Source organism: Streptococcus ilei (assembly GCF_000479335.1).
GTDB lineage: Bacteria > Bacillota > Bacilli > Lactobacillales > Streptococcaceae > Streptococcus > Streptococcus ilei.
Genome location: NC_022584.1, coordinates 1963494 through 1984766 on the forward strand (window position 1 = coordinate 1963494; position 21273 = coordinate 1984766).

20 protein-coding genes and 1 other RNA gene are annotated in these 21273 nt (G+C 42.1%); 18 read left to right on the top strand and 3 right to left on the bottom strand.

The features are described from left to right. Positions 1 to 16 precede the first annotated feature (16 nt). The 5 genes from N596_RS09340 to N596_RS09355 all read left to right on the top strand — a co-directional run bounded on the left by N596_RS09340 (position 17) and on the right by N596_RS09355 (position 3941). Positions 17 to 544: an SLOG family protein gene (locus tag N596_RS09340; protein ID WP_023027730.1), complete on the top strand. Its 528-nt coding sequence runs from the start codon at positions 17 to 19 to the stop codon at positions 542 to 544. A 69-nt stretch (positions 545 to 613) separates the two neighbouring features. After that, on the top strand, positions 614 to 958 hold the full coding sequence (gene gpsB / locus N596_RS09345) for a cell division regulator GpsB (protein WP_023022338.1): 345 nt from the start codon (positions 614 to 616) through the stop codon (positions 956 to 958). A gap of 22 nt (positions 959 to 980) precedes the next feature. After that, an RNA gene (rnpB, locus tag N596_RS09830) (RNase P RNA component class B) lies at positions 981 to 1346 on the top strand. Positions 1347 to 1410: 64 nt separating this feature from the next. Next, a complete protein-coding gene (locus tag N596_RS09350; RefSeq protein WP_023027732.1) occupies positions 1411 to 2583 on the top strand; it encodes a THUMP domain-containing class I SAM-dependent RNA methyltransferase in 1173 nt (390 codons plus the stop codon). Continuing rightward, positions 2580 to 3941 (top strand): cell division site-positioning protein MapZ family protein, encoded by a 1362-nt coding sequence (locus N596_RS09355; protein ID WP_023027734.1) that lies wholly within the window; start codon positions 2580 to 2582, stop codon positions 3939 to 3941. Before N596_RS09350 ends, N596_RS09355 begins: the two co-directional genes overlap by 4 nt. 196 nt (positions 3942 to 4137) lie before the next feature. Here the strand turns inward: N596_RS09355 and N596_RS09360 are convergent, their stop codons facing one another. Further along, positions 4138 to 4620, bottom strand: a complete 483-nt coding sequence (locus N596_RS09360) for an S-ribosylhomocysteine lyase (RefSeq protein WP_006596848.1) — start codon at positions 4618 to 4620, stop codon at positions 4138 to 4140. Positions 4621 to 4889: 269 nt separating this feature from the next. Here N596_RS09360 and N596_RS09365 point away from each other — a divergent pair, with 269 nt between their 5' ends. The 13 genes from N596_RS09365 to N596_RS09425 all read left to right on the top strand — a co-directional run bounded on the left by N596_RS09365 (position 4890) and on the right by N596_RS09425 (position 19267). Continuing rightward, positions 4890 to 6497, top strand: coding sequence for a ribonuclease Y (locus N596_RS09365; RefSeq protein WP_023022343.1), 1608 nt, complete (start codon positions 4890 to 4892; stop codon positions 6495 to 6497). Positions 6498 to 6693: 196 nt separating this feature from the next. Continuing rightward, positions 6694 to 7323 carry a guanylate kinase gene (gene gmk, locus N596_RS09370; RefSeq protein WP_006596846.1) on the top strand — a complete coding sequence of 210 codons (630 nt, stop codon included), beginning with the start codon at positions 6694 to 6696 and terminating at the stop codon, positions 7321 to 7323. 28 nt (positions 7324 to 7351) lie between these two features. Beyond that, positions 7352 to 7666: a DNA-directed RNA polymerase subunit omega gene (gene rpoZ, locus N596_RS09375; protein WP_042361373.1), complete on the top strand. Its 315-nt coding sequence runs from the start codon at positions 7352 to 7354 to the stop codon at positions 7664 to 7666. A gap of 62 nt (positions 7667 to 7728) precedes the next feature. Further along, positions 7729 to 10119 (top strand): primosomal protein N', encoded by a 2391-nt coding sequence (locus N596_RS09380; RefSeq protein ID WP_023027735.1) that lies wholly within the window; start codon positions 7729 to 7731, stop codon positions 10117 to 10119. A gap of 11 nt (positions 10120 to 10130) precedes the next feature. After that, positions 10131 to 11066 carry a methionyl-tRNA formyltransferase gene (fmt, locus tag N596_RS09385; protein ID WP_023027736.1) on the top strand — a complete coding sequence of 312 codons (936 nt, stop codon included), beginning with the start codon at positions 10131 to 10133 and terminating at the stop codon, positions 11064 to 11066. Further along, a complete protein-coding gene (rsmB, locus tag N596_RS09390) occupies positions 11056 to 12369 on the top strand; it encodes a 16S rRNA (cytosine(967)-C(5))-methyltransferase RsmB (RefSeq protein ID WP_023022350.1) in 1314 nt (437 codons plus the stop codon). The genes fmt and rsmB overlap by 11 nt, the downstream gene beginning before the upstream one ends. Before the next feature lie 21 nt (positions 12370 to 12390). Beyond that, positions 12391 to 13131 carry a Stp1/IreP family PP2C-type Ser/Thr phosphatase gene (locus N596_RS09395; protein WP_023022352.1) on the top strand — a complete coding sequence of 247 codons (741 nt, stop codon included), beginning with the start codon at positions 12391 to 12393 and terminating at the stop codon, positions 13129 to 13131. Next, positions 13128 to 14999, top strand: a complete 1872-nt coding sequence (gene pknB / locus N596_RS09400) for a Stk1 family PASTA domain-containing Ser/Thr kinase (RefSeq protein ID WP_023027738.1) — start codon at positions 13128 to 13130, stop codon at positions 14997 to 14999. Before N596_RS09395 ends, pknB begins: the two co-directional genes overlap by 4 nt. Positions 15000 to 15129: 130 nt before the next feature. Further along, on the top strand, positions 15130 to 15825 hold the full coding sequence (gene liaF / locus N596_RS09405; protein ID WP_023022357.1) for a cell wall-active antibiotics response protein LiaF: 696 nt from the start codon (positions 15130 to 15132) through the stop codon (positions 15823 to 15825). Beyond that, on the top strand, positions 15822 to 16841 hold the full coding sequence (locus N596_RS09410) for an envelope stress sensor histidine kinase LiaS (protein ID WP_023027739.1): 1020 nt from the start codon (positions 15822 to 15824) through the stop codon (positions 16839 to 16841). Before liaF ends, N596_RS09410 begins: the two co-directional genes overlap by 4 nt. After that, a complete protein-coding gene (locus N596_RS09415; RefSeq protein ID WP_042361376.1) occupies positions 16819 to 17451 on the top strand; it encodes a response regulator transcription factor in 633 nt (210 codons plus the stop codon). Before N596_RS09410 ends, N596_RS09415 begins: the two co-directional genes overlap by 23 nt. A 44-nt stretch (positions 17452 to 17495) precedes the next feature. Further along, the gene (locus N596_RS09420; protein WP_042361377.1) at positions 17496 to 18902 is read left to right on the top strand and encodes a bifunctional Cof-type HAD-IIB family hydrolase/peptidylprolyl isomerase; all 1407 of its coding nucleotides are present in this window, start codon (positions 17496 to 17498) and stop codon (positions 18900 to 18902) included. After that, positions 18899 to 19267 (top strand): S1 RNA-binding domain-containing protein, encoded by a 369-nt coding sequence (locus tag N596_RS09425; RefSeq protein WP_023027742.1) that lies wholly within the window; start codon positions 18899 to 18901, stop codon positions 19265 to 19267. Before N596_RS09420 ends, N596_RS09425 begins: the two co-directional genes overlap by 4 nt. A 326-nt stretch (positions 19268 to 19593) precedes the next feature. On the opposite strand, the gene cysK is transcribed toward N596_RS09425, so the two are convergent. Next, the gene (gene cysK, locus N596_RS09430; protein ID WP_023027743.1) at positions 19594 to 20523 is read right to left on the bottom strand and encodes a cysteine synthase A; all 930 of its coding nucleotides are present in this window, start codon (positions 20521 to 20523) and stop codon (positions 19594 to 19596) included. Between the two features lie 91 nt (positions 20524 to 20614). Beyond that, positions 20615 to 21247: a YigZ family protein gene (locus tag N596_RS09435; protein WP_023027744.1), complete on the bottom strand. Its 633-nt coding sequence runs from the start codon at positions 21245 to 21247 to the stop codon at positions 20615 to 20617. Positions 21248 to 21273: the final 26 nt, after the last annotated feature.

Sequence of the window (21273 nt, forward strand, 5' to 3'; positions counted from 1 at the left end):
GAAGGGAGGGGAAATAATGAATAGTTTACTGATTACAGGTTATAAGGCATTTGAATTGGGAATTCTGACAGCTAAGGATCCTAGACTACCAATCATTAAAGAGGCGATTCGCAGGGATTTAGTCCGTTTTTTGGAAGAGGGAGTCAAGTGGTTAATTTTCACGGGGAATCTAGGTTTTGAAGCTTGGGCCTTAGAGGTTGCTCAGGAATTAAGAAAAGATTACGAGATACAGTTGGCCACGATTTTTATGTTTGAAAACCAAGGAGAGAACTGGAATGAGGCCAATCAAGAAGTCCTTAGTCGCTTTAAACAGGTTGATTTTGTCAAGTATGCCTATCCCTATTATAGCCAGCCAGGTCAGTTCAAAGAATACAATACATTTTTGTTAGAAAATACAGATGCCGCTTATTTATTTTATGATCCAGATCATGAAACAAATCTCAAATATCTTTACAAAATGATGCTAGAAATGGATCAGTATCATGTCAAAAGATTAAACTTTGATGACTTGAATGAAGTAGCAGAAAAAATTTACGAAAAATAAGTGGTTTACCTTGATTTTTTCCTCTCATTTTTTATATAATGATTATGATTAACTAGAACGGAGAGAATGATGGCAAGTATTATTTTTACTGCGAAAGATATTTTTGATCAAGATTTCAAAAAAGAAGTTCGTGGATTTAGTAAAGTTGAGGTAAATGAGTTCTTGGATGATGTCATCAAAGACTATGAAACCTATGCTGCCTTAGTCAAGGAATTGAAAGAAGAAAATGCTCGGCTCCGTGAAGAATTAGCTAATAAAACGAGCCAAGTAACTCCGAGTCCATCAGTTCCTGAGTCTACTCCAAAGCATGAGTTTCCTCAGGTCACTACTACGACAAACTTCGATATTTTGAAACGCTTAAATCGTCTAGAAAAAGAAGTCTTCGGAAAACAAGTCGTTGATCGTGATTTTTAAGATATAACATATGAATCGTGCAATTTTTGGATAATCGCGTGAGAGCTTTCTCTCATGAGGAAAGTCCATGCTAGCACAGGCTGTGATGCCTGTAGTGTTTGTGCTAGGTGAATCCATAAGCCTAGGGACTTGATGTTCAAGTTACGGCGAGCGAACGGGCTAAGTCTTAGGATAAGTTCTACTAGCTCTGAAAGTGCCACAGTGACGTAGTTTTTAGGGAAACCTAAAAAGTGGAACGCGGTAAACCCCTCAAGCTAGCAACCCAAACTTTGGTCGGGGCATAGGATGCATGGAAACGAACATAGCATTCTGACTGGAAACAGTAGACAGATGATTATCGAAGGAAATGGTACCTAGTCATTTCTGGAACAAAACATGGCTTATAGAAAATTGCATATAGGTGGCGAGGGGGAGAGAAATCTCAACCTCCTTTTTTAAACAATGGGGAATAAATGAAAAAACAATTTGAATTAATCGCGACAGCTGCTGCTGGATTAGAAGCAGTAGTTGGGCGTGAATTGCGTGAGCTAGGCTACGATTGCCAAGTGGAAAATGGACGGGTTCGTTTCAAAGGCGATGTTCGTGCGATTATCGAAACCAATCTTTGGTTGCGTGCCGCTGACCGAATCAAGATCGTCGTAGGATCTTTTCCTGCCCGCACCTTTGAAGAACTCTTTCAAGGAGTTTTTGCCTTGGATTGGGATCAATATCTCCCTTTAGGAGCGCGTTTCCCTATCTCAAAAGCAAAATGCGTCAAATCCAAACTGCATAACGAACCGAGTGTACAAGCTATTTCGAAAAAGGCAGTTGTTAAAAAGTTGCAAAAACACTATGCTCGTCCGGAAGGCGTTCCATTGATCGAAAATGGAGCAGAATTTAAAATTGAAGTTTCTATCTTGAAGGACCAAGCGACTATTTTAATTGATACCACTGGCAGTAGCCTGTTTAAACGAGGTTATCGGACTGAAAAGGGTGGGGCACCCATCAAGGAAAATATGGCGGCAGCCATTCTTCAACTTTCTAATTGGTATCCAGATAAGCCCTTGGTTGATCCGACTTGTGGATCAGGGACCTTCTGTATCGAAGCGGCTATGATGGCTCGCCAGATAGCGCCAGGCTTGAGACGGACCTTCTCTTTTGAAGAATGGAATTGGGTAGATGATCGCCTGATTCAAGAAGTGCGTACAGAAGCTACTAAAAAGATAAATCGTGATCTCGTTCTAGACATCATGGGGACGGATATCGATGCGCGGATGGTCGAGATTGCTAAAGAAAATGCTCAAAAAGCAGGAGTTGCGAGCGATATCACCTTTAAGCAAATGCGGGTCCAAGATTTGCGTTCGGATAAGATCAATGGGGTCATCGTCTCCAATCCACCTTATGGTGAACGCTTATCCGATGATGCAGGGGTGACAAAATTGTATGCTGAAATGGGAGAGGTCCTTGAGCCATTGAAGACTTGGAGCAAATTTATCCTGACCAGCGATGAAAATTTTGAAAAGAAATTTGGGCGACAAGCGGATAAAAAACGAAAATTATATAACGGAACCTTAAAGGTTGATTTGTATCAGTTCTTTGGGGAGCGAGTGCGTCGACAAGCGACTAGTGAGAAAGGAAACATATGACAAAAGAAGATAAACAGCAGTTGGGTCAAGAGGCAGAGTCAGTTCTTGATTTTAAGGATGCAAAAGAGATGACGATTGGTCAAGCGAACCGTAAAGCTGAAGAAATCGAAGCAGGAGTCAAGGAAACAGACAACGTCCTCGATAAATACATCAAACAGCACCGTGACGAAATCGAAGCTCATAAGTTTGATACGATCGTCATGAAGAAGGAAATGCTGGCAGATGCAGAGGCGACAGCCACTGTAGAAGCAACGGAGGCAATTCCAAACGAAGATCCTGTGGAAGAAGTAGCACCGTCTGAAGCAACTCAAAAAGAAGTTGCGTCTACTCGCATTCCAGATCCAATTCCTGGGGAACTCCCTGCAAAAATTAAGTTTGGTCCAGAGCCAACAGAACCATATGTAGATGATGATATTGAGATTCCTGAAGAACCGAAAAAAAGCCGGGTAAAACCAATCTTACTTTCAGTTTTAGCTCTGACAGCAGTTGCTACAGCCAGTTGGTTGTCTTATCAATGGATCCGTAACCAGTCTAAAGGGGAAACAACAGTCGTCTCTTCTTCTAGCTCGTCAAAGAAAAAGTCATCCAGCTCTTCTTCCTCAACGAGTGCTAATACAGAGGCTTTGCTGAAGGACTTTAATGATCAGTATGCAGCCTTCTTTACAGATGACACGCAGACGAAGTTGAAAAATGATTCTTTTGGTAATTTGGAAAAACTGAAAGCCAGTTTAGAAAAATTGAAAGATACCAAGGAATACGATGCAGCGAAGAGTAAATACGATGAATTGGTGAAGCAAGTTTCTGCTATTCAAACAGTCAACTCTCAATTTACTAGTCCAGTTATTAAGGATGGGGCTATCGATAGCAAGGCGCAGGTAAAGAGTGATGCAGTATTTTCAGATGTGTCGACGTCTAATACACAACTGAACCAATTGTTGAAGGATGCTGCTTCTCAAGGTCGCTCACAACAAGTTGCCACTCCAGCTCCAGTTCCAGCCACTGAAGGGAATACGACAGGTGGAGTGAATCCAGGTTATTCTGGCTTCGGTCTTCAAAGCACTGGTGTACCCCTTCAACGAAACTTGAGCCGGGTGCCATACAATCAGGCGGCACTTGACGATATAAACAATCCTGCATGGACCTTTAATCCTGGTATCTTGGAGAAGATTCTGAAAATTGCTCGGGAACGTGGCCATATTGTTGGGGATCAATACATTTTGGAACGCGTGAATATTATCAATGGCAATGGTTATTACAACCTCTTTAAGCCAGATGGTACTTACTTATTTAGTATCAATGCTAAAACTGGCTACTTTGTCGGAAACGGAAAAGGCCATTCCGATGCATTGGATTATTAAGAACTAAAAAAGGAGAGTGGGACAGAAATCGGTAATTCGTTAGAATTCGATTTCGTCGTCCCACCTCCGCACAGTTGAGTAGGGCTGTAAAAGCTGATGAAGTCAGCGTAGTAGAGCCCACTCAACCACTGCGTCTTGCTCGACAATCCTAAGACAATTGAGAGGCTAGGACTTTTGTCCCAGCCTCTTTACTTTTTTATACGATATGGCGTGTGAATGGATCGTCAGAAATGCCTTGTTCAAGAATCAATTTGCACCACTCTTTAGCAGAAAAGAGGCTGTGATCTTTGTAGTTTCCACAAGACTCAATCGTCGTTCCTGGAACGTCTTCCCAGCTAGTTGCTTCAGCAATTTCCTCTAAGGAAGATTTAATCACTTGTGCAATGGTTTTTGGATCGTGCTGTCCCCACATAATCATATGGAATCCGGTACGACATCCAAAAGGTGAACAATCAATCATCCCATCAATGCGTTTGCGAATCAACATAGCCAAGAGGTGCTCAATTGTATGTAAACCAGCAGTCGGGATAGAGTCTTCATTTGGTTGAACCAAGCGAATATCATAGTTTGAGATGACATCTCCTTTTGGCCCTGTTTCCTCTCCGATTAGGCGGACGTAAGGGGCTTTTACAGCAGTGTGGTCAAGTTCGAAACTTTCCACAATAACTTCTTTAGTCATGTATCTTCCTCAATTCTTTTTTCTTGATTATAGCACAATTGGCGGTGGAAGAAAATACAAGAAAGGAGGGAGGGAAGTGGCCCTTAAAATAAGGTCCAGAAACTTATTTTTTAGGGAGTTTCTCATTAGAATCAAAGGAAAGAAGCATTTGAATAATAGCAAAAATAGATTGGTTTTCGCTAGAAAATTTGTTTGTTAATTTTGTAAAAATATGATAAAATAATAAAGAATTTTTTAATTCAACTATTCATTAGATTAGGGGTAAAAACATGGAATTTGGAATTGCAATTGTTTTTGCCGCAATCATTGGTTTAGTCATTGGATATGTAGGGATCTCAGTCAAGATGAAAGCATCTAAAGAAGCTGCAGAACTTACTCTTTTAAATGCTGAACAAGAAGCAACGAATTTACGTGGACAGGCAGAGCGTGAAGCTGATTTGATTTTGAAAGAAGCTAAGCATGAGTCTAGTTCACTTAAAAAAGAAGCACTTTTGGAGGCAAAGGAAGAAGCCAGAAAATATCGAGAAGAAGTCGATGCTGAGTTTAAATCAGAGCGTCAAGAATTAAAACAATTAGAGACCCGCTTAGCGGAACGTTCAAATAATCTTGATCGCAAAGATGATATTCTTACGAGCAAAGAACAAACTCTTGAACAAAAAGAGCAAAGTCTTTCAGATAGAACTAAACACATTGATGCGCGTGAAGAACAATTACATGAGCTAGAAAAGAAAAAAGAAGAAGAATTAGAAAAAATTGCTTCTCTTACTCAATCGGAAGCACGTGATATTATCTTAACGCAAACAGAAGAACATCTTTCAAAAGAAATTGCAACTCGTATCCGAGATGCAGAATTGGAAATAAAAGAACGTTCAGACAAAGTTGCGAAAGATATCTTGGTTCAAGCCATGCAACGGATGGCAGGTGATTTTGTTGCAGAACAGACTAACTCAACGGTTCATTTGCCAGATGATGCGATGAAGGGTCGAATCATTGGTCGCGAAGGTCGAAATATTCGAACCTTTGAAAGCTTAACAGGTGTGGATGTTATTATTGACGATACACCAGAAGTGGTCACCTTGTCTGGATTTGATCCGATTCGTCGGGAAATTGCACGGATGACGATGGAAAGTCTATTGAAAGATGGTCGAATCCATCCAGCCCGTATTGAGGAGTTGGTAGAGAAGAACCGTCAGGAAATTGACCAACGAATTCGGGAATATGGGGAAGCGGCGGCTTATGAAATTGGAGCGCCAAACCTACATCCTGACTTGATGAAGATTATGGGAGGCTTGCAATTTAGAACCTCTTATGGTCAAAATGTTCTGCGTCACTCAATTGAGGTTGCTAAGTTATCTGGTATTATTGCTAGTGAACTTGGCGAAAATGCTACCTTGGCTCGTCGAGCTGGTTTCCTACATGATATTGGAAAAGCCATCGACCGTGAGGTAGAAGGTAGCCACGTAGAAATTGGAACAGAGTTGGCTCGTAAATACAAAGAGCATCCTGTTGTTGTTAATACCATTGCTAGCCACCATGGAGACGTTGAACCAGAAAGTGTCATTGCTGTTATTGTAGCAGCAGCGGATGCTTTAAGTGCGGCTCGTCCAGGTGCTCGTAGTGAGTCTCTCGAAAGCTATATCAAACGTCTTCAAGATCTTGAAGAAATTGCAAATAGCTTTAAGGGAGTCAAGACTAGCTTTGCCTTGCAAGCAGGTCGTGAAATCCGAATTATGGTAAGCCCTGAAGAAGTGAAGGATGATAAGTTGACCATCTTAGCTCATGACATTCGTGAGAAGATCGAGTCTAACTTGGAATATCCTGGTAATATCAAGGTGAACGTTATTCGTGAATTGCGTGCCGTTGATTATGCAAAATAAAGCTTGCTAAAATATGAAAAGATAGTCAGCAAAGACGACAAGGTCTTGGTTGACTATTTTTTATTATGTTCCATGATGAAAAAAGAAAATCATAATTTCGCCTAGAAGGGGTTAGGAGCCTTGTCTCTAGGAAAAATCTGTTGAAAAATCTTTCTATTTTTGTTACACTAGATAGAAAGATAGCGAAGGAGACAAAATGGCGGATCGAGGATTATTAATCGTTTTCTCAGGGCCCTCAGGTGTTGGGAAGGGGACGGTTAGACGCGAGATTTTTGAAAGCTCAGACAATCAATTTCAATACTCAGTATCGATGACAACACGTGCACAACGCCCTGGTGAAGTGGACGGAGTAGACTATTTCTTCCGTACACGTGAAGAATTTGAGGAGTTGATTCGTCAAGGTCAAATGCTCGAATATGCTGAATATGTAGGTAATTATTATGGGACTCCCTTGACCTATGTGAACGAGACCCTCGATAAGGGGATCGATGTCTTCCTTGAAATCGAAGTGCAGGGTGCTTTGCAGGTGAAGAAAAAGGTACCAGATGCCGTCTTCATTTTCTTGACTCCTCCCGATTTGGATGAGTTGCAAGATCGTTTGGTTGGACGTGGCACGGATAGTGCGGAAGTGATTGCCCAACGGATCGAAAAGGCCAAAGAAGAAATTGCCTTGATGCGTGAGTATGACTATGCCATTGTTAATGACCAAGTGCCTCTGGCTGCGGAACGTGTCAAACGTGTGATTGAGGCGGAACATTTTCGTGTTGATCGGGTGATTGGTCACTACCAAGAAATGCTTCCCAAAGCCACTCAAGTGGTACGATAATTTAGAATAGGAATTAGGTAAAAAGATTATGATGTTAAAACCATCCATTGATACATTGTTGGATAAAGTACCGTCAAAATACTCATTGGTTATTCTTGAAGCCAAACGAGCTCATGAGTTAGAGAGTGGTGCAAGTCCCACTCAAGAATTTCAATCCGTAAAATCTACCTTGCGTGCCTTGGAAGAGATTGAATCAGGAAATGTGGTGATTCACCCAGATCCAGAAGCCAAGCGCGAAGCGGTTCGTCGTCGAATCGAAGCAGAACGCTTGCGTAAAGAAGAAGAAGAGCGTAAAATTAAAGAACAAATCGCAAAAGAAAAAGAAGATGGGGAAAAAATTTAAGGTTGGGTTCGCTCAATCTTATTTTTTGCTATTTAGCACTAGGGCAGGAAGGAGGTGGAGACATGCTTGCACAAGTCATCGTTGATGTTCCCTTGATGCAAACGGATAAACCCTATAGTTACCAAGTGCCGGAAGAGTTTTCTCCATTCTTGGAAAAAGGAATGCGGGTGCATGTTCCGTTTGGAAAGGGAAATCGGCTCATTCAAGGAATTGTGGTTGGCTTAGAGGAAACCACTCTAGCAGCTCAAGACCAAGAATTAAAAAGTATTGTGGAAGTCTTAGACTACCAACCGGTTCTAGGAGAGGAGCAATTTTGGCTAGCAGATCAGTTGCGAAAGACAGTTTTTGCCTACAAAATTACCCTCTTGAAAGCCATGCTACCGAGTGTTTTAAATTCTTCCTATGATAAAATTCTCCATCCGACAGAACGATTATCGCCAGAAGATCGAGAGGATATTTTTGGAACAGCGACTAGCTTGGCTTTTTCTTCTTTAGATATTGAAGCCCAAGCACGGATGATGCGACTGACTCGTAAGGGAGAGTTGGAAGTAGAATACCAAGCGGTGGATCGTAAACATATCAAAACAGAAAAATGGTATCGGGTAAATCATCTCTTACTTGAAAACTTGGACATCGCCAAAAATGCCAAAAAACGCTTGGCCTTGCGAGACTTTGTCCAAGGGCAGGAAGAGGAAGCGCCTTTAAGTAATTTGTTGGCAGAATTCTCTCGTCCAGTGGTGAATTATTTCATTGATCAAGGTGCCTTGCTTGTGTTTGAAAAGGAAGTCAATCGTGCGGCAGCCTACTTTAAGGACAAGGAGTCGACGGAGGCCTTGATTTTGAATGCTGAACAAGAAGGAGCAGTTCAAGCAGTAACGAGCAAAATTGGCCAACCTTCCAAACCTTTTTTGTTAGAAGGAGTGACAGGAAGTGGGAAGACAGAGGTGTACCTTCAAATCATTCAAGAGGTGCTAGAAAAGGGAAAAACAGCTATTATGCTGGTTCCTGAGATTTCCTTGACGCCTCAAGTGACGGATCGCTTCATTTCTCGCTTTGGAGATCGGGTAGCCATCCTCCATTCGGGTCTATCCAACGGTGAAAAATACGATGAGTGGAGACGAGTAGAGCGAGGTGAGGCCCAAGTAGTCGTTGGAGCTCGGTCTGCTATCTTTGCTCCTCTTAAGAATTTAGGAGCTATCATTATTGACGAAGAGCATGAGGCTACGTATAAACAAGATAGCAATCCTCGTTATCATGCGCGTGAGGTTGCCCTGCTTCGGTCTCAGTACCACCAGGCTGTTTTGGTCTTGGGATCGGCAACTCCCAGTCTAGAAACGCGGTCTCGTGCAGGAAAAGGGGTCTATGAATTTCTTCAATTGACCCAACGGGCTAACCCTCTTGCCCGCATTCCAGAGGTAGAAGTGATCGATTTTAGGGACTATATTGGCCAGCAAGAATCCGGAACCTATACACCTAAGTTGCTTGATGCGATTGCAGAACGATTGCAACGAAAAGAGCAAGTCGTCCTCATGCTCAATCGCCGGGGTTATTCCAGCTTTGTCATGTGTCGCGAGTGTGGTCAGGTAGATACCTGTCCGAATTGTGATATCTCCTTGACCCTCCATATGGACACCAAGACCATGGATTGCCACTATTGCAACTACCGTAAGCCAATCCCAACAGTCTGTCCTAATTGCCAAAGTCGATCCATTCGCTATTATGGGACGGGGACCCAGAAGGCCTACGATGAACTACAAGAAATTTTCCCTGAAGCCCGCATTTTGCGGATGGATGTCGATACCACTCGGAAAAAAGGTAGTCACGAGGCTTTGTTGGACCAGTTTGGTCAAGGACAAGCCGACATTTTACTGGGGACCCAGATGATCGCCAAAGGTTTGGATTTCCCCAATGTAACGCTAGTCGGTGTCCTCAATGCTGATACAGCCCTAAATTTGCCTGATTTTCGCTCGTCAGAGCGGACCTTCCAACTCTTAACCCAGGTGGCAGGACGGGCTGGTCGTGCGGATAAAGAAGGACAGGTTCTGATCCAGACCTATAATCCTCATCATTATGCCATTGAATATGCGAAACGCCAAGATTACGAAGGTTTTTATGCCTATGAAATGAAGGTCCGCCACCAATTGGGTTATCCACCTTATTACTACACTGTAGGTTTGACCCTTTCTCACAAACAAGAAGAGGTCGTGGTTAAAAAAGCTTATCAGGTGGTGGACCTGTTGAAAACAGGTCTATCAGACCAAGTCCAAATCTTGGGACCAACGCCAAAACCGATTGCTCGTACGCATAATTTATTCCATTATCAGATCCTGCTGAAGTACCGGTTTGAAGACCAGTTACCACAAGTCTTAAATCAGATTTTGGACTATACTCAAGAGCGGGAAAATCAAGATCTTCGGGTCAGCATTGACAATGAACCGCAAAGTTTTATGTAGAAGGAGAAAAAATGACAAAAATACTATTTATGGGAACGCCTGATTTCTCGGCTACAGTTTTAAAAGGCTTGATTTCTGACGAACGCTATGAGATTCTAGCCGTTGTGACTCAACCAGATCGGGCAGTTGGTCGGAAAAAAGAAATTCGGATGACGCCGGTAAAAGAAGTGGCTTTAGAAGCAGGCTTACCAGTCTACCAGCCGGAAAAACTATCTGGAAGCCAGGAGTTAGAAGATTTATTAGCTTTGGGGGCAGATGGGATCGTCACAGCAGCCTTTGGACAATTCTTGCCGAGTCGTTTGTTAGAGGCGATGAAGTTTGCTGTCAACGTGCATGCTTCCCTTCTTCCAAAATACCGCGGTGGAGCTCCTATCCATTATGCCATCATGAATGGGGATAAGGAAGCTGGTGTGACCATCATGGAAATGGTCAAAGAGATGGATGCCGGAGATATGATTTCCTCTCGCGCCATCCCTATTTTAGAAGAGGACAATGTGGGAACCCTATTTGAGAAGTTGGCTCTTGTCGGTCGGGATCTTCTCTTAGAAACCTTACCACCTTACCTTGCGGGAGAACTCAAACCACAAGCTCAGGATCCCAAACAAGTAACCTTCTCTCCCAATATCAAACCGGAAGAAGAACGCCTGGATTGGACGCGGACCAACCGTGAACTCTTTAACCAAGTTCGAGGCATGTATCCTTGGCCAGTTGCCCATACCTTATGGAAGGGGGAACGCTTCAAGGTTTACCAAGCAAAACCATGTGAAGGACAAGGAAAACCAGGAGAAATTTTGGCTCTCCATAAAAATGAAATCGTTGTTGCGACGGGGGAGGGAGCCTTGGCCTTGACCCTGGTTCAGCCAGCTGGCAAACCTAAAATGGCTGTTGGAGATTTCTTAAATGGCTTAGGGCGACAATTGCAAGTAGGTGATCAATTTGGTAAATAAGCTACAGACTGCACGTGGATTGGCCCTCTCTACCCTAGGAGAGATTTTCCAGGACGGTGCTTTTTCAAATATCGCCCTCAAAAAAGCTCTGGGAAAGTCAACTTTGTCAGAAGTGGATAAAAGTCTGGTGACTGAAATTGTCTATGGGACGGTTTCGCGTAAACTAACCTTGGAATGGTATCTATCGCACTTTGTCGCTGATCGAGACCAGGTAGACCCATGGATTTATCATCTTTTATTGATGAGCCTTTATCAGTTCGTCTATCTTGAGAAGATTCCTCCCCATGCTGTTGTCCATGAAGCAGTAGAGCTTGCCAAGCAACGGAAGAAGGGGAGCGAAAAATATGTCAATGCTCTCTTACGGAAAATGCTACGAGAGGGGCTTCCGTCGATTGACCAGATTAAACGAGTCAACAAACGACTTTCGATCCGTTATTCACTACCGGTTTGGTTGGTGAAAAAGTTGCTTGATGAGTATGGGAAAAAGCGGGCAATCGCTATTTTTGAAAGTCTCTATGTTCGCAACAAGGCCAGTGTTCGAGTTGTTGACCTTGACCAAAAAGAAGACATCAAGGAACAGTTGCAGGCTTCGGATTCCTTATTGGCCTCAACAGCTCTTGTAAAGGAAAACGGCTATTTTGCGGGCTCTGATTACTTCAAACAAGGAAAGATAACCATCCAAGATGAGACCAGTCAATTGGTGGCACCTGCTTTGGAAATTCAACCTACGGATCAGGTGCTGGATGCCTGTGCAGCTCCTGGTGGCAAGACCACTCATCTAGCTTCTTATCTAGTCGATGGGAAGATTACAGCTTTGGACTTGTACGATCATAAGCTCCAATTAATTCAGGAAAACGCGGAGCGTCTTGGAGTAGCAGATAAAATCCAGACAAAAAAACTGGATGCCAGCAAGGTATTTGAAGCTTTTGGGGCGGATGCCTTCGATAAAATCTTGGTAGATGCCCCTTGCTCTGGGATTGGTTTGATCCGCCGAAAGCCAGACATCAAGTATAATAAAGATAATGCTGACTTTGCGTCTCTGCAGGCGATTCAATTGGAAATATTGGATGGAGTTTGTCAAAGTGTACGGAAAGATGGTATAATAGTCTACAGTACATGCACAATTATAGGAGAAGAGAATTTTGATGTGGTTCACCAGTTTTTAGAAACCCATCCAAATTTTGAACTCGTGCCATTAGATCATGAACGAAAAGATATTCTGAAAGATGGTTGTATGTTAATTACACCAGAATTGTATGGAAGCGATGGTTTCTTTATTAGTCGTTTTCGAAGAATATCGTAATCTCAGGAGGATACGGACAGTATGGAAATTTCTATCTTAACCGATGTAGGTCAAAGACGGACAAATAACCAAGACTATGCAAATCAATATAAAAACAAAGCGGGAAAATCCATGATTTTTCTAGCTGATGGGATGGGGGGACATCGTGCTGGCAATATTGCTAGCGAGATGGCTGTTACAGATCTTGGCGCTGCTTGGGTAGCGACTGAAATCAGCACCATTAACGAAGTAAGAGAGTGGTTTGCAGAGAATTTGGAAAAAGAAAACCAGCAGATCCATCGCATTGGTCAAGATGAAGAACATAAAGGAATGGGAACAACGCTGGAAGCTCTTGCCATTATCGATGACCAAGTCTTATTTGCGCATGTAGGAGATTCCCGAATTGGACTCGTGCGTAATGGGGAATACCATCAATTGACCAATGACCATTCTTTAGTAAATGCCTTGCTCAAAGCTGGACAAATTACGGAAGAAGAGGCAGCTCATCATCCACAACGCAATATCATCACCCAATCTATTGGACAAAAGGATGAATTACAACCGGACTTTGGTATGCTTACGGTTGAAGCGGGAGATTTCATTGTTATCAATAGTGATGGATTAACCAATATGATCTCTGGTGATGAAATCCGTGATATCCTTGTCAGCGATTTATCGGTTGAAGAAAAGGCAAAAACCTTGGTTCGCTTTGCGAATAATGCTGGTGGTTTGGACAATATTACAGTTGTACTGATTCACTTTGCTGAGGAGGATATGGCATGATTCAAATCGGCAAAATTTTTGCCGGACGATATAAGATAATCCGCCAAATCGGGCGTGGAGGGATGGCAGATGTCTATCTCGCTCGGGATTTAATCTTAGATGGTGAAGAAGTTGCAGTTAAAGTACTGAGGACCAATTACCAAACAGATCCAATTGCAGTTGCTCGCTTCCAACGAGAGGCTAAAGCGATGGCAGATTTGGATCATCCAAATATCGTTCGGATCACGGATATCGGTGAAGAGGAAGGCCAACAATACTTGGCGATGGAATATGTCGCTGGCTTAGACTTGAAACGTTATATCAAGGAAAATGCTCCTCTTTCAAATGAAGAAGCCGTTCGCTTGATGGGGCAAATCCTTCTTGCTATGCGCTTGGCGCACACGCAAGGGATTATTCACCGTGACTTAAAGCCTCAAAACGTTCTTTTAACACCAGATGGAAATGCCAAGGTCTCTGACTTTGGGATTGCGGTAGCCTTTGCAGAAACGAGTCTCACTCAGACAAACTCTATGTTGGGATCGGTTCATTATTTGTCTCCTGAACAAGCTAGAGGATCGAAAGCTTCTGTTCAAAGCGATATTTATGCAATGGGGATTATATTCTACGAAATGCTGACGGGACATATCCCTTATGATGGGGATAGTGCAGTGACGATCGCGCTACAACATTTCCAAAAACCACTTCCGTCCATCATCGAAGAGAATAAAAATGTTCCACAGGCCTTGGAAAATGTGGTTATTAAAGCAACAGCAAAGAAACTATCCGATCGCTATAAGTCGGTAGCTGAAATGTATGTTGACCTCTCTAGTTGCTTATCTTATGAGCGTCGTAACGAGAAAAAATTGGTCTTTGATGATGCTTCAAAAGCAGATACCAAAACCCTACCAAAGGTAAACGTGGTTCCAAAACCAACGCCACTTCCAACATCAGATGTTCGTCCGGTTGTTCATGAGGACCTACCAGGGGCTTCAGAGGATAGAACGGTTCCAGTTTCTCCAAAAAATAAGCCACGTCGTCGTTTGAGGACACGCTACAAAGTCTTGTTTGTTGCTTTAGCTTTGGTACTAGCTGCCTTTGCCTTTCTTCTTTATATGAGTCCAGCCAACAAAACAGTTCCGGATGTATCTGGAAAAACTGTTGCAGAAGCTCGTGCTATCATTGAAGATCAGAATCTTCAAGTTGGAGACGAAAAAGAAGAATACAGTGATTCTGTACTTGAAGGCTATGTGATTCGTACCAATCCAAATGCAGGAGCTCAGAAAAAAGAAAAAAGCAAGGTTGATTTGGTTGTCTCGAAAGGACCAAGCACCTTTGATATGCCAGACTATACTGGTATGTCTAGAGAAAATGCAGAAAATGATCTGAAAACCAACTATAAGCTTTCTAGCAAACTCATTTCGATTGAAGAAGTCGAGACCAATGAAGTAGAACCAGGAATCGTTATTGAGCAATCTCCTGCTGCTGGTCAAAAATATGATTTGACTTCTAATACGAAGGTTGTTCTGAAAGTATCTAAGGAAAGTAATTCTATCGATTTACCAAGTTATGTCGGTTCTGATTATGAATTTGCTGTCTCTAATCTCGTTGAAATCTACGGGGTGAAGGAAGCAAATATTGAACGGAAGACCACATCGCATCTTCCAGCTGGAGTAGAAGTCTTACCAGGTCAAATTGTGAGTCAGACTCCGGAAGCTCAATCAAGCATCGATATTAAGAAGACTCGCATTGTCTTGACCGTGTACGAACCGAAGACGGAACCATCAAGTAGTACGAAAGCTTCAAGCAGTTCATCAGAAGGTTCAACCTCTACAACAGTGGAATCACATTCCAATACGGAGCCTTCAGCTACCACTGAACCAGAATCTTAACGTGATGATCTTATAAAACCAGACCAAACCGGTCTGGTTTTTTTAGTAAAGAGAGAGTTGGAATGAATCCTTCTAGAGGCGGAAGCGAATCCCTTGGAATTTTGATAAAATAGAATGGAGAGGTTCAATTATGTGGAAGATTCAATTGTTTGTGTTTGTTGAGGCATTGTTACTCACCATGGCTGCAATCACTATTTTAGCGGGAAATATATCTCGTATCGTCCTAATCGTGGTTCTTTGCTTACTTCTATTGTATTATTACATCGGAAAACAGCGGAGTAATTTTCTTTTAGTGGCATCCAGCATCCTGCTGTTTTTTATTGTCATGCTAAATCCCTATGTCATCGCTGCGCTTTTGTTTGCCGTAGTCTATGCCATGCTAGTGGCTTATCCTTATTTTTACCGTGAAAACAAAGAAGTGAAGATAGATTATGAGGAAGATGTAGAAATCCGACAAGAGAAAACGCCTTGGATTGGAGATCTGCATCATTTTTCAAAGGTAAACTGCCATTTTCGTGATTTAACGATTATACGTTTAGTCGGGAAGGATACGATTCACTTAGACGAAGTGATTGTAGTAAATCATGACAATGTCATAATCATGAGAAAGATGTTTGGCAATACTAAAATTATTTTGCCAGTGGACGTGGAACTTAGCTTGCAGGTGAATACCTTATATGGAGAATTACGCCTCTTCTCTCAAAAACCTAGGAAATTGAGAAATGAGACAGTTAGCATGGAGACGCCAAATTATCGAAGTTCCCATCGGACAGTGAAGCTTGTTGTAGCAGGAATCGTTGGAGATGTGGAGGTGGTTAGAGGATGAAACGAACAGACTATCTTTTAATCTTCCTTTATACGGTCTTGATTCTAGCTGTTATTATCCATTCTATCTTTGGTCTCTTCGACTTTCAGTGGACTTATCTATTGGAAGATTTATCAAAGCTTCGTGCATTTCTGTTTATTGGCTTTGGATTGACGGTTGCTCTCACTATTTTGATGATTTTATTGATTAAATTGATTCAATTTACAATTATGAACACCGTCCAAAAAAACTTAAGAAGCTTACTCGAAGGTAAGAAGCTAAAACTTGGAGAAAACAAAGAGATTAATGAAGAATTTCAGCGCTTGGATAGGAAGCTTAAACGCCTGACAGAAAATTTGCAACGAACAGAAAATCGGGTCATGCAAAATGAAGAAGAGATTGTGGAAAGAGAACGCAGGCGAATTGCGCGAGATCTCCATGATACGGTGAGCCAAGAATTATTTGCAGCCAACATGATCTTGTCCGGTGTAGCCAGCCAGGATCAAGTTCTTCAACTTCCTAAGGTAGGACAACAGTTGAAGGGGGTTACAGAGATTCTAAATACTGCTCAAAATGATTTGCGAATTTTGCTACTACATTTGCGGCCGACAGAATTGGAAGGTCGGAACCTAGTAGAAGGAATGCAGGTAATTTTTAGGGAACTGCAAGAAAAGAGTAACTTAGAAGTTCATTTTGAACACGATGTTCAAAAATTACCTAAAGCAATTGAAGAGCATATTTTCCGGATTGTGCAAGAAGTGGTTAGCAATACATTGAAACATGCTCATGCCAAGCGATTAGATGTTTATCTATTGCAAGCAGAACAATCCCTCCATCTCAAGATAGCAGATGACGGGGTGGGCTTTGATCCAGAATCGCTGGGTGAACTAAGTTACGGTATGAAAAATATCCAAGATCGAGTGGATGATATGGCAGGAAGAATTAAAATTTTGACCAGTCCCAAAAAGGGAGTGGCCATTGATATCAAAGTGCCATTAGTAGAAGGAGAAAATGATGAAATTATTACTAGTAGATGATCATGAGATGGTCCGATTAGGATTGAAAAGTTATTTAAGTATGCAAGATGGGGTTGACCAAGTCCTAGAAGCCAGCGATGGTCAAGAGGGTGTTGAGTTGGCCTTGCAAGAGCGACCGGACGTTATTATTATGGATATTGTCATGCCCCATATGACCGGGATTGAAGCGACACTTGCTATCTTAAAAGAGTGGCCAGATGCAAAAATATTAATCCTAACGTCCTATCTAGACAATGAAAAAATCTACCCTGTCTTGGATGCGGGAGCCAAAGGTTATATGCTCAAAACTTCCAGTGCAGAGGAAATTCTTCGTGCAATCTACAAGGTGGAGCAGGGAGAGTTGGCGATTGAGACAGAAGTCAGCCAAAAAGTAGAGTATCGAAAAAATCACGTGGAACTCCATGATGACCTGACCGCGCGTGAACGAGATATCTTGGCTTTACTAACCAAGGGGTACGAAAATCAACGGATAGCTGATGAATTATTCATTTCATTAAAAACAGTCAAGACCCATGTGTCGAATATATTGTCAAAATTAGAAGTGAGCGATCGTACCCAAGCAGTAGTTTATGCCTTCCAACATCACTTGGTCTCTCAGGAAGATTTTTAGTCAAAAACATGCTATAATAGACAGCATACTAAATGGAGACCAACATGGATGCAAAAACACGCTACAAAGCGAAAAAGATTAAAATAGTATTTTTTGATATTGACGATACCTTACGAAATGTTGAGACAGGCTATGTTCCAGCTTCGATCACCAGAGTATTCTCTCAATTACGAGAAAACGGAATTTACACAGCTATTGCTAGTGGACGAGGGATTTTTGGAGTGCCAGAAGAAATCAAGGCTCTCCAACCGGACTTCTATGTCACTCTGAATGGCTCCTACGTGATTGATCGTAAGGAAAATGTCATTTATGAAGAAAGGGTGCCAAATCCACTGGTTCAAGATTTTATTGCTTGGACCAAGCAAGTTGGAATTCATTATGGTTTGGTTGGGAGTCATCAAGCAGCCCTGTCTATTCGGACGGAAGAGATGAGCCAGGCTATTGATCCTATCTATCCAAATTTACCAGTGGATCCTGATTTTGCTACTAAGCATTCTATCTATCAAATGTGGACCTTCGAGACTGGTGAAGCATTCGATGCTCTCCCAGAGGATTTGGCACAAGAATTGCGTTTGGTTCGCTGGCATCCAATTTCATCTGATGTTGTCTTAAATCAGCAATCCAAAGCCCATGGTGTCTCAAAGGTAGTAGAAAAACTGGGGCTCAAACCAGAAAATGTCTTAACATTTGGGGATGGATTGAACGACATAGAATTATTTGACTATGCTGGTTTAGCGATTGCCATGGGAAATGCCCAGGAAGCATTAAAAGCTAAAGCAGATTATGTCACAAAAAATTTAGAAGAAGATGGCATTTTACATGCCTTAGAGGAGTTAAAAATGGTTGAAAAAGAATTGCATTTACCACAAACAAAAATGGATCAGGAAACAGGACCAATTGCGACGATTCATACCAACTATGGAGATCTGAAGATTCGTCTCTTCCCTGATCAAGCACCAAAAACCGTTGCAAACTTTATTGCGCTTGCGAAAGATGGCTATTACAACGGAGTGATTTTCCACCGCATCATTAAAGATTTTATGATCCAAGGTGGCGACCCAACTGGAACAGGAATGGGCGGAGAATCCATCTACGGAGAGTCTTTTGAAGATGAATTCTCTGAAGAATTGTACAATATCCGTGGTGCGCTATCTATGGCCAATGCTGGACCAAATACCAATGGCAGTCAATTCTTCATTGTTCAAAACCAACACCTTCCATATTCTAAAAAGGAAATCGCCCGTGGTGGGTGGCCTGAAGCTATTGCAGAAATTTATGCAGAAGAAGGAGGAACTCCTCATTTGGACCGTCGTCACACAGTATTCGGTCAGTTGATGGACGAAGCTTCTTATCAAGTATTGGATGCAATTGCTGCAGTCGAGACAGGTGCCATGGACAAACCCAAAGAAGATGTGGTGATGGAATCGATTGATATTGAGGGAGACGCATGAGAATCGGGGATAAACTGAAGGGTGTTGTGACAGGGTTGCAACCTTATGGAGCCTTTGTTGAACTAGAGACAGGGGTAACCGGTTTAATCCATATTTCTGAAATCCGCAGTGGCTATATTGACAACATTCATGATATTTTAAAAATTGGAGATGAAGTTACTACTCAGGTCATCGATATTGATGAATATTCAGGGAAGGCTAGTTTGTCCCTTCGAACCTTAGAAGCTGGGAATAGAAAGCACTTTCGTCATCATCGTTTTTCGAATGATCGCCATAAGATCGGTTTTACTCCTTTAGCTAAGCAATTACCTATTTGGATTAAAGAAAGTAAAGAATTTTTGAGTGATACCGGTCAGGGAAAATAAGAATTTGTTTCCGCAGATAGAAGAAAAAGAGGCTACATTGTAGCCTCTTTCAGATTAAAGACAAAGTAATTTTAGAAACTTTCCTTAGGTGAGTACGGACGTCAGCGAACCTCGTAGAAGTTCCATGACTAATTATTGAGCCTAAGGCCTCAATAATTCCGAGTACCTGAAACAACTGTGTTTCAGGCACTTTTCTCACAGCGGAAAGTTTTTCATCTTCTTAAATGACTAAAAAATAAAAGTCATTTTTTGAAAATCATCCAGCTGTTTTATGTAAAACAATAGTTTATCTACATTCAAAAAGAGGCTACATTGTAGCCTCTTTCTTATTCTTGTTCAAAATCGTAAAGAGTAGTCGAAAGGTAACGTTCCCCATTATCTGGTGCCAAGGCCAAGACTTTTTTACCAGCTCCAAGCTCTTTTGCGACTTCAATCGCTGCATAGATAGCAGCGGCAGATGAAATTCCAACTAAGAATCCTTCTTTTCCACCAATGTAGCGACCTAATTCTAAAGCTTGTTCAGAAGTGACACGGATTACGCCATCATAAGAATTGGTATCCAGAGTTTCTGGAATGAAACCTGCTGAAAGTCCTTGGATTTTGTGAGGTCCTGGTTTTTCGCCAGAAAGAATCGCTGATTCATCTGCTTCAACGGCATAGACTTGAACGGCTGGGTTGACTTTTTTCAAGGCATGAGAAACACCTGAAATAGTTCCACCTGTTCCAACACCACTGACATAGGCATCCAATCCATTTGGCCCAAAAGCTTCTAAAATTTCTTGTCCTGTTGTTGCTTCATGGACTTCTGGGTTGGCGCTGTTGTTAAATTGGAGGGGAAGGAAACCGTTTCGTTCTGCAGCGATTTCTTCTGCTTTAGCGATAGCTCCTTTCATTCCTTCACTACCTGGAGTTAAGACCAGTTCAGCTCCATAAGCTTGAATGATTTTCCGACGTTCAACACTCATGGTTTCAGGCATGACGATGACGACTTTATACCCTTTGGCAGCCCCAACCCATGATAAACCAATTCCTGTATTTCCGCTGGTTGCTTCAACGATAGTAGAACCAGGTTGAAGCAGACCATCTCGTTCTGCTTTTTCAATCATACTAAGAGCAATCCGGTCTTTGACAGATGAACCTGGGTTGAAGGCTTCTAGTTTAACATAGACATCAGCAGCCCCTTCAGGTACCAAGTGGTTCAATTTTACAATAGGTGTTTTTCCGATTAATTCTGTAATATTTTCATAGATTGGCATACGATATACACTCCTTTGTTAGTGTATCCAGTATACCGCCAGTAATCCGGTTTGTAAAATATAAAAAAGCTATCGATGTGATAGCCTTTTTTTATAACTGGATAGGAACTTCCACTTCCTTTAGCCCCTGATCACTAATCTCAACTTTTCCATGGTAAAAATCAATCAGGTCTGCAATCACATCTTCTTTTTGCTCTTTATCTACATAAATCAGACTAAAGACAGCATCGGTGAAGTCTGTCTGAAATTCTGCTAATTGGTGAGCGGATAGAAAGTTCACAAACTCTTGGTATTGGGGATAAGTCAAGGTAATCCCTAACCCAACTTGCTCCTTGATTTCAACGAGACCGATTTCTTTCACAGCCTGAGCGACGCTACCGGCATAAGCACGGATCAGACCGCCTGCGCCTAGCTTGATCCCACCAAAATAACGAGTGACAACGCAGCAGACATTGGTCAACTCATGATTTTCTAGCACACCTAGCATGGGAACGCCGGCAGTACCACTCGGTTCTCCGTCGTCGCTGGTCCGTTTGATCTCAAACTGTTGGCCTATTACAAATGCGGAGCAATTGTGAGTTGCCTTGTAATGTTCTTTCTTGACAGCAGCTATAAAGTCGCGAGCTTCCTCTTCAGTATAGACCCGTTTAACATGGCAAAGAAAGCGAGATTTTTTAATTTCTTCTTGGACGAGGCCGTCCTCTTTAAATGTCTTGTATTCCATACACTTATTTTACAAAAAAACTCACA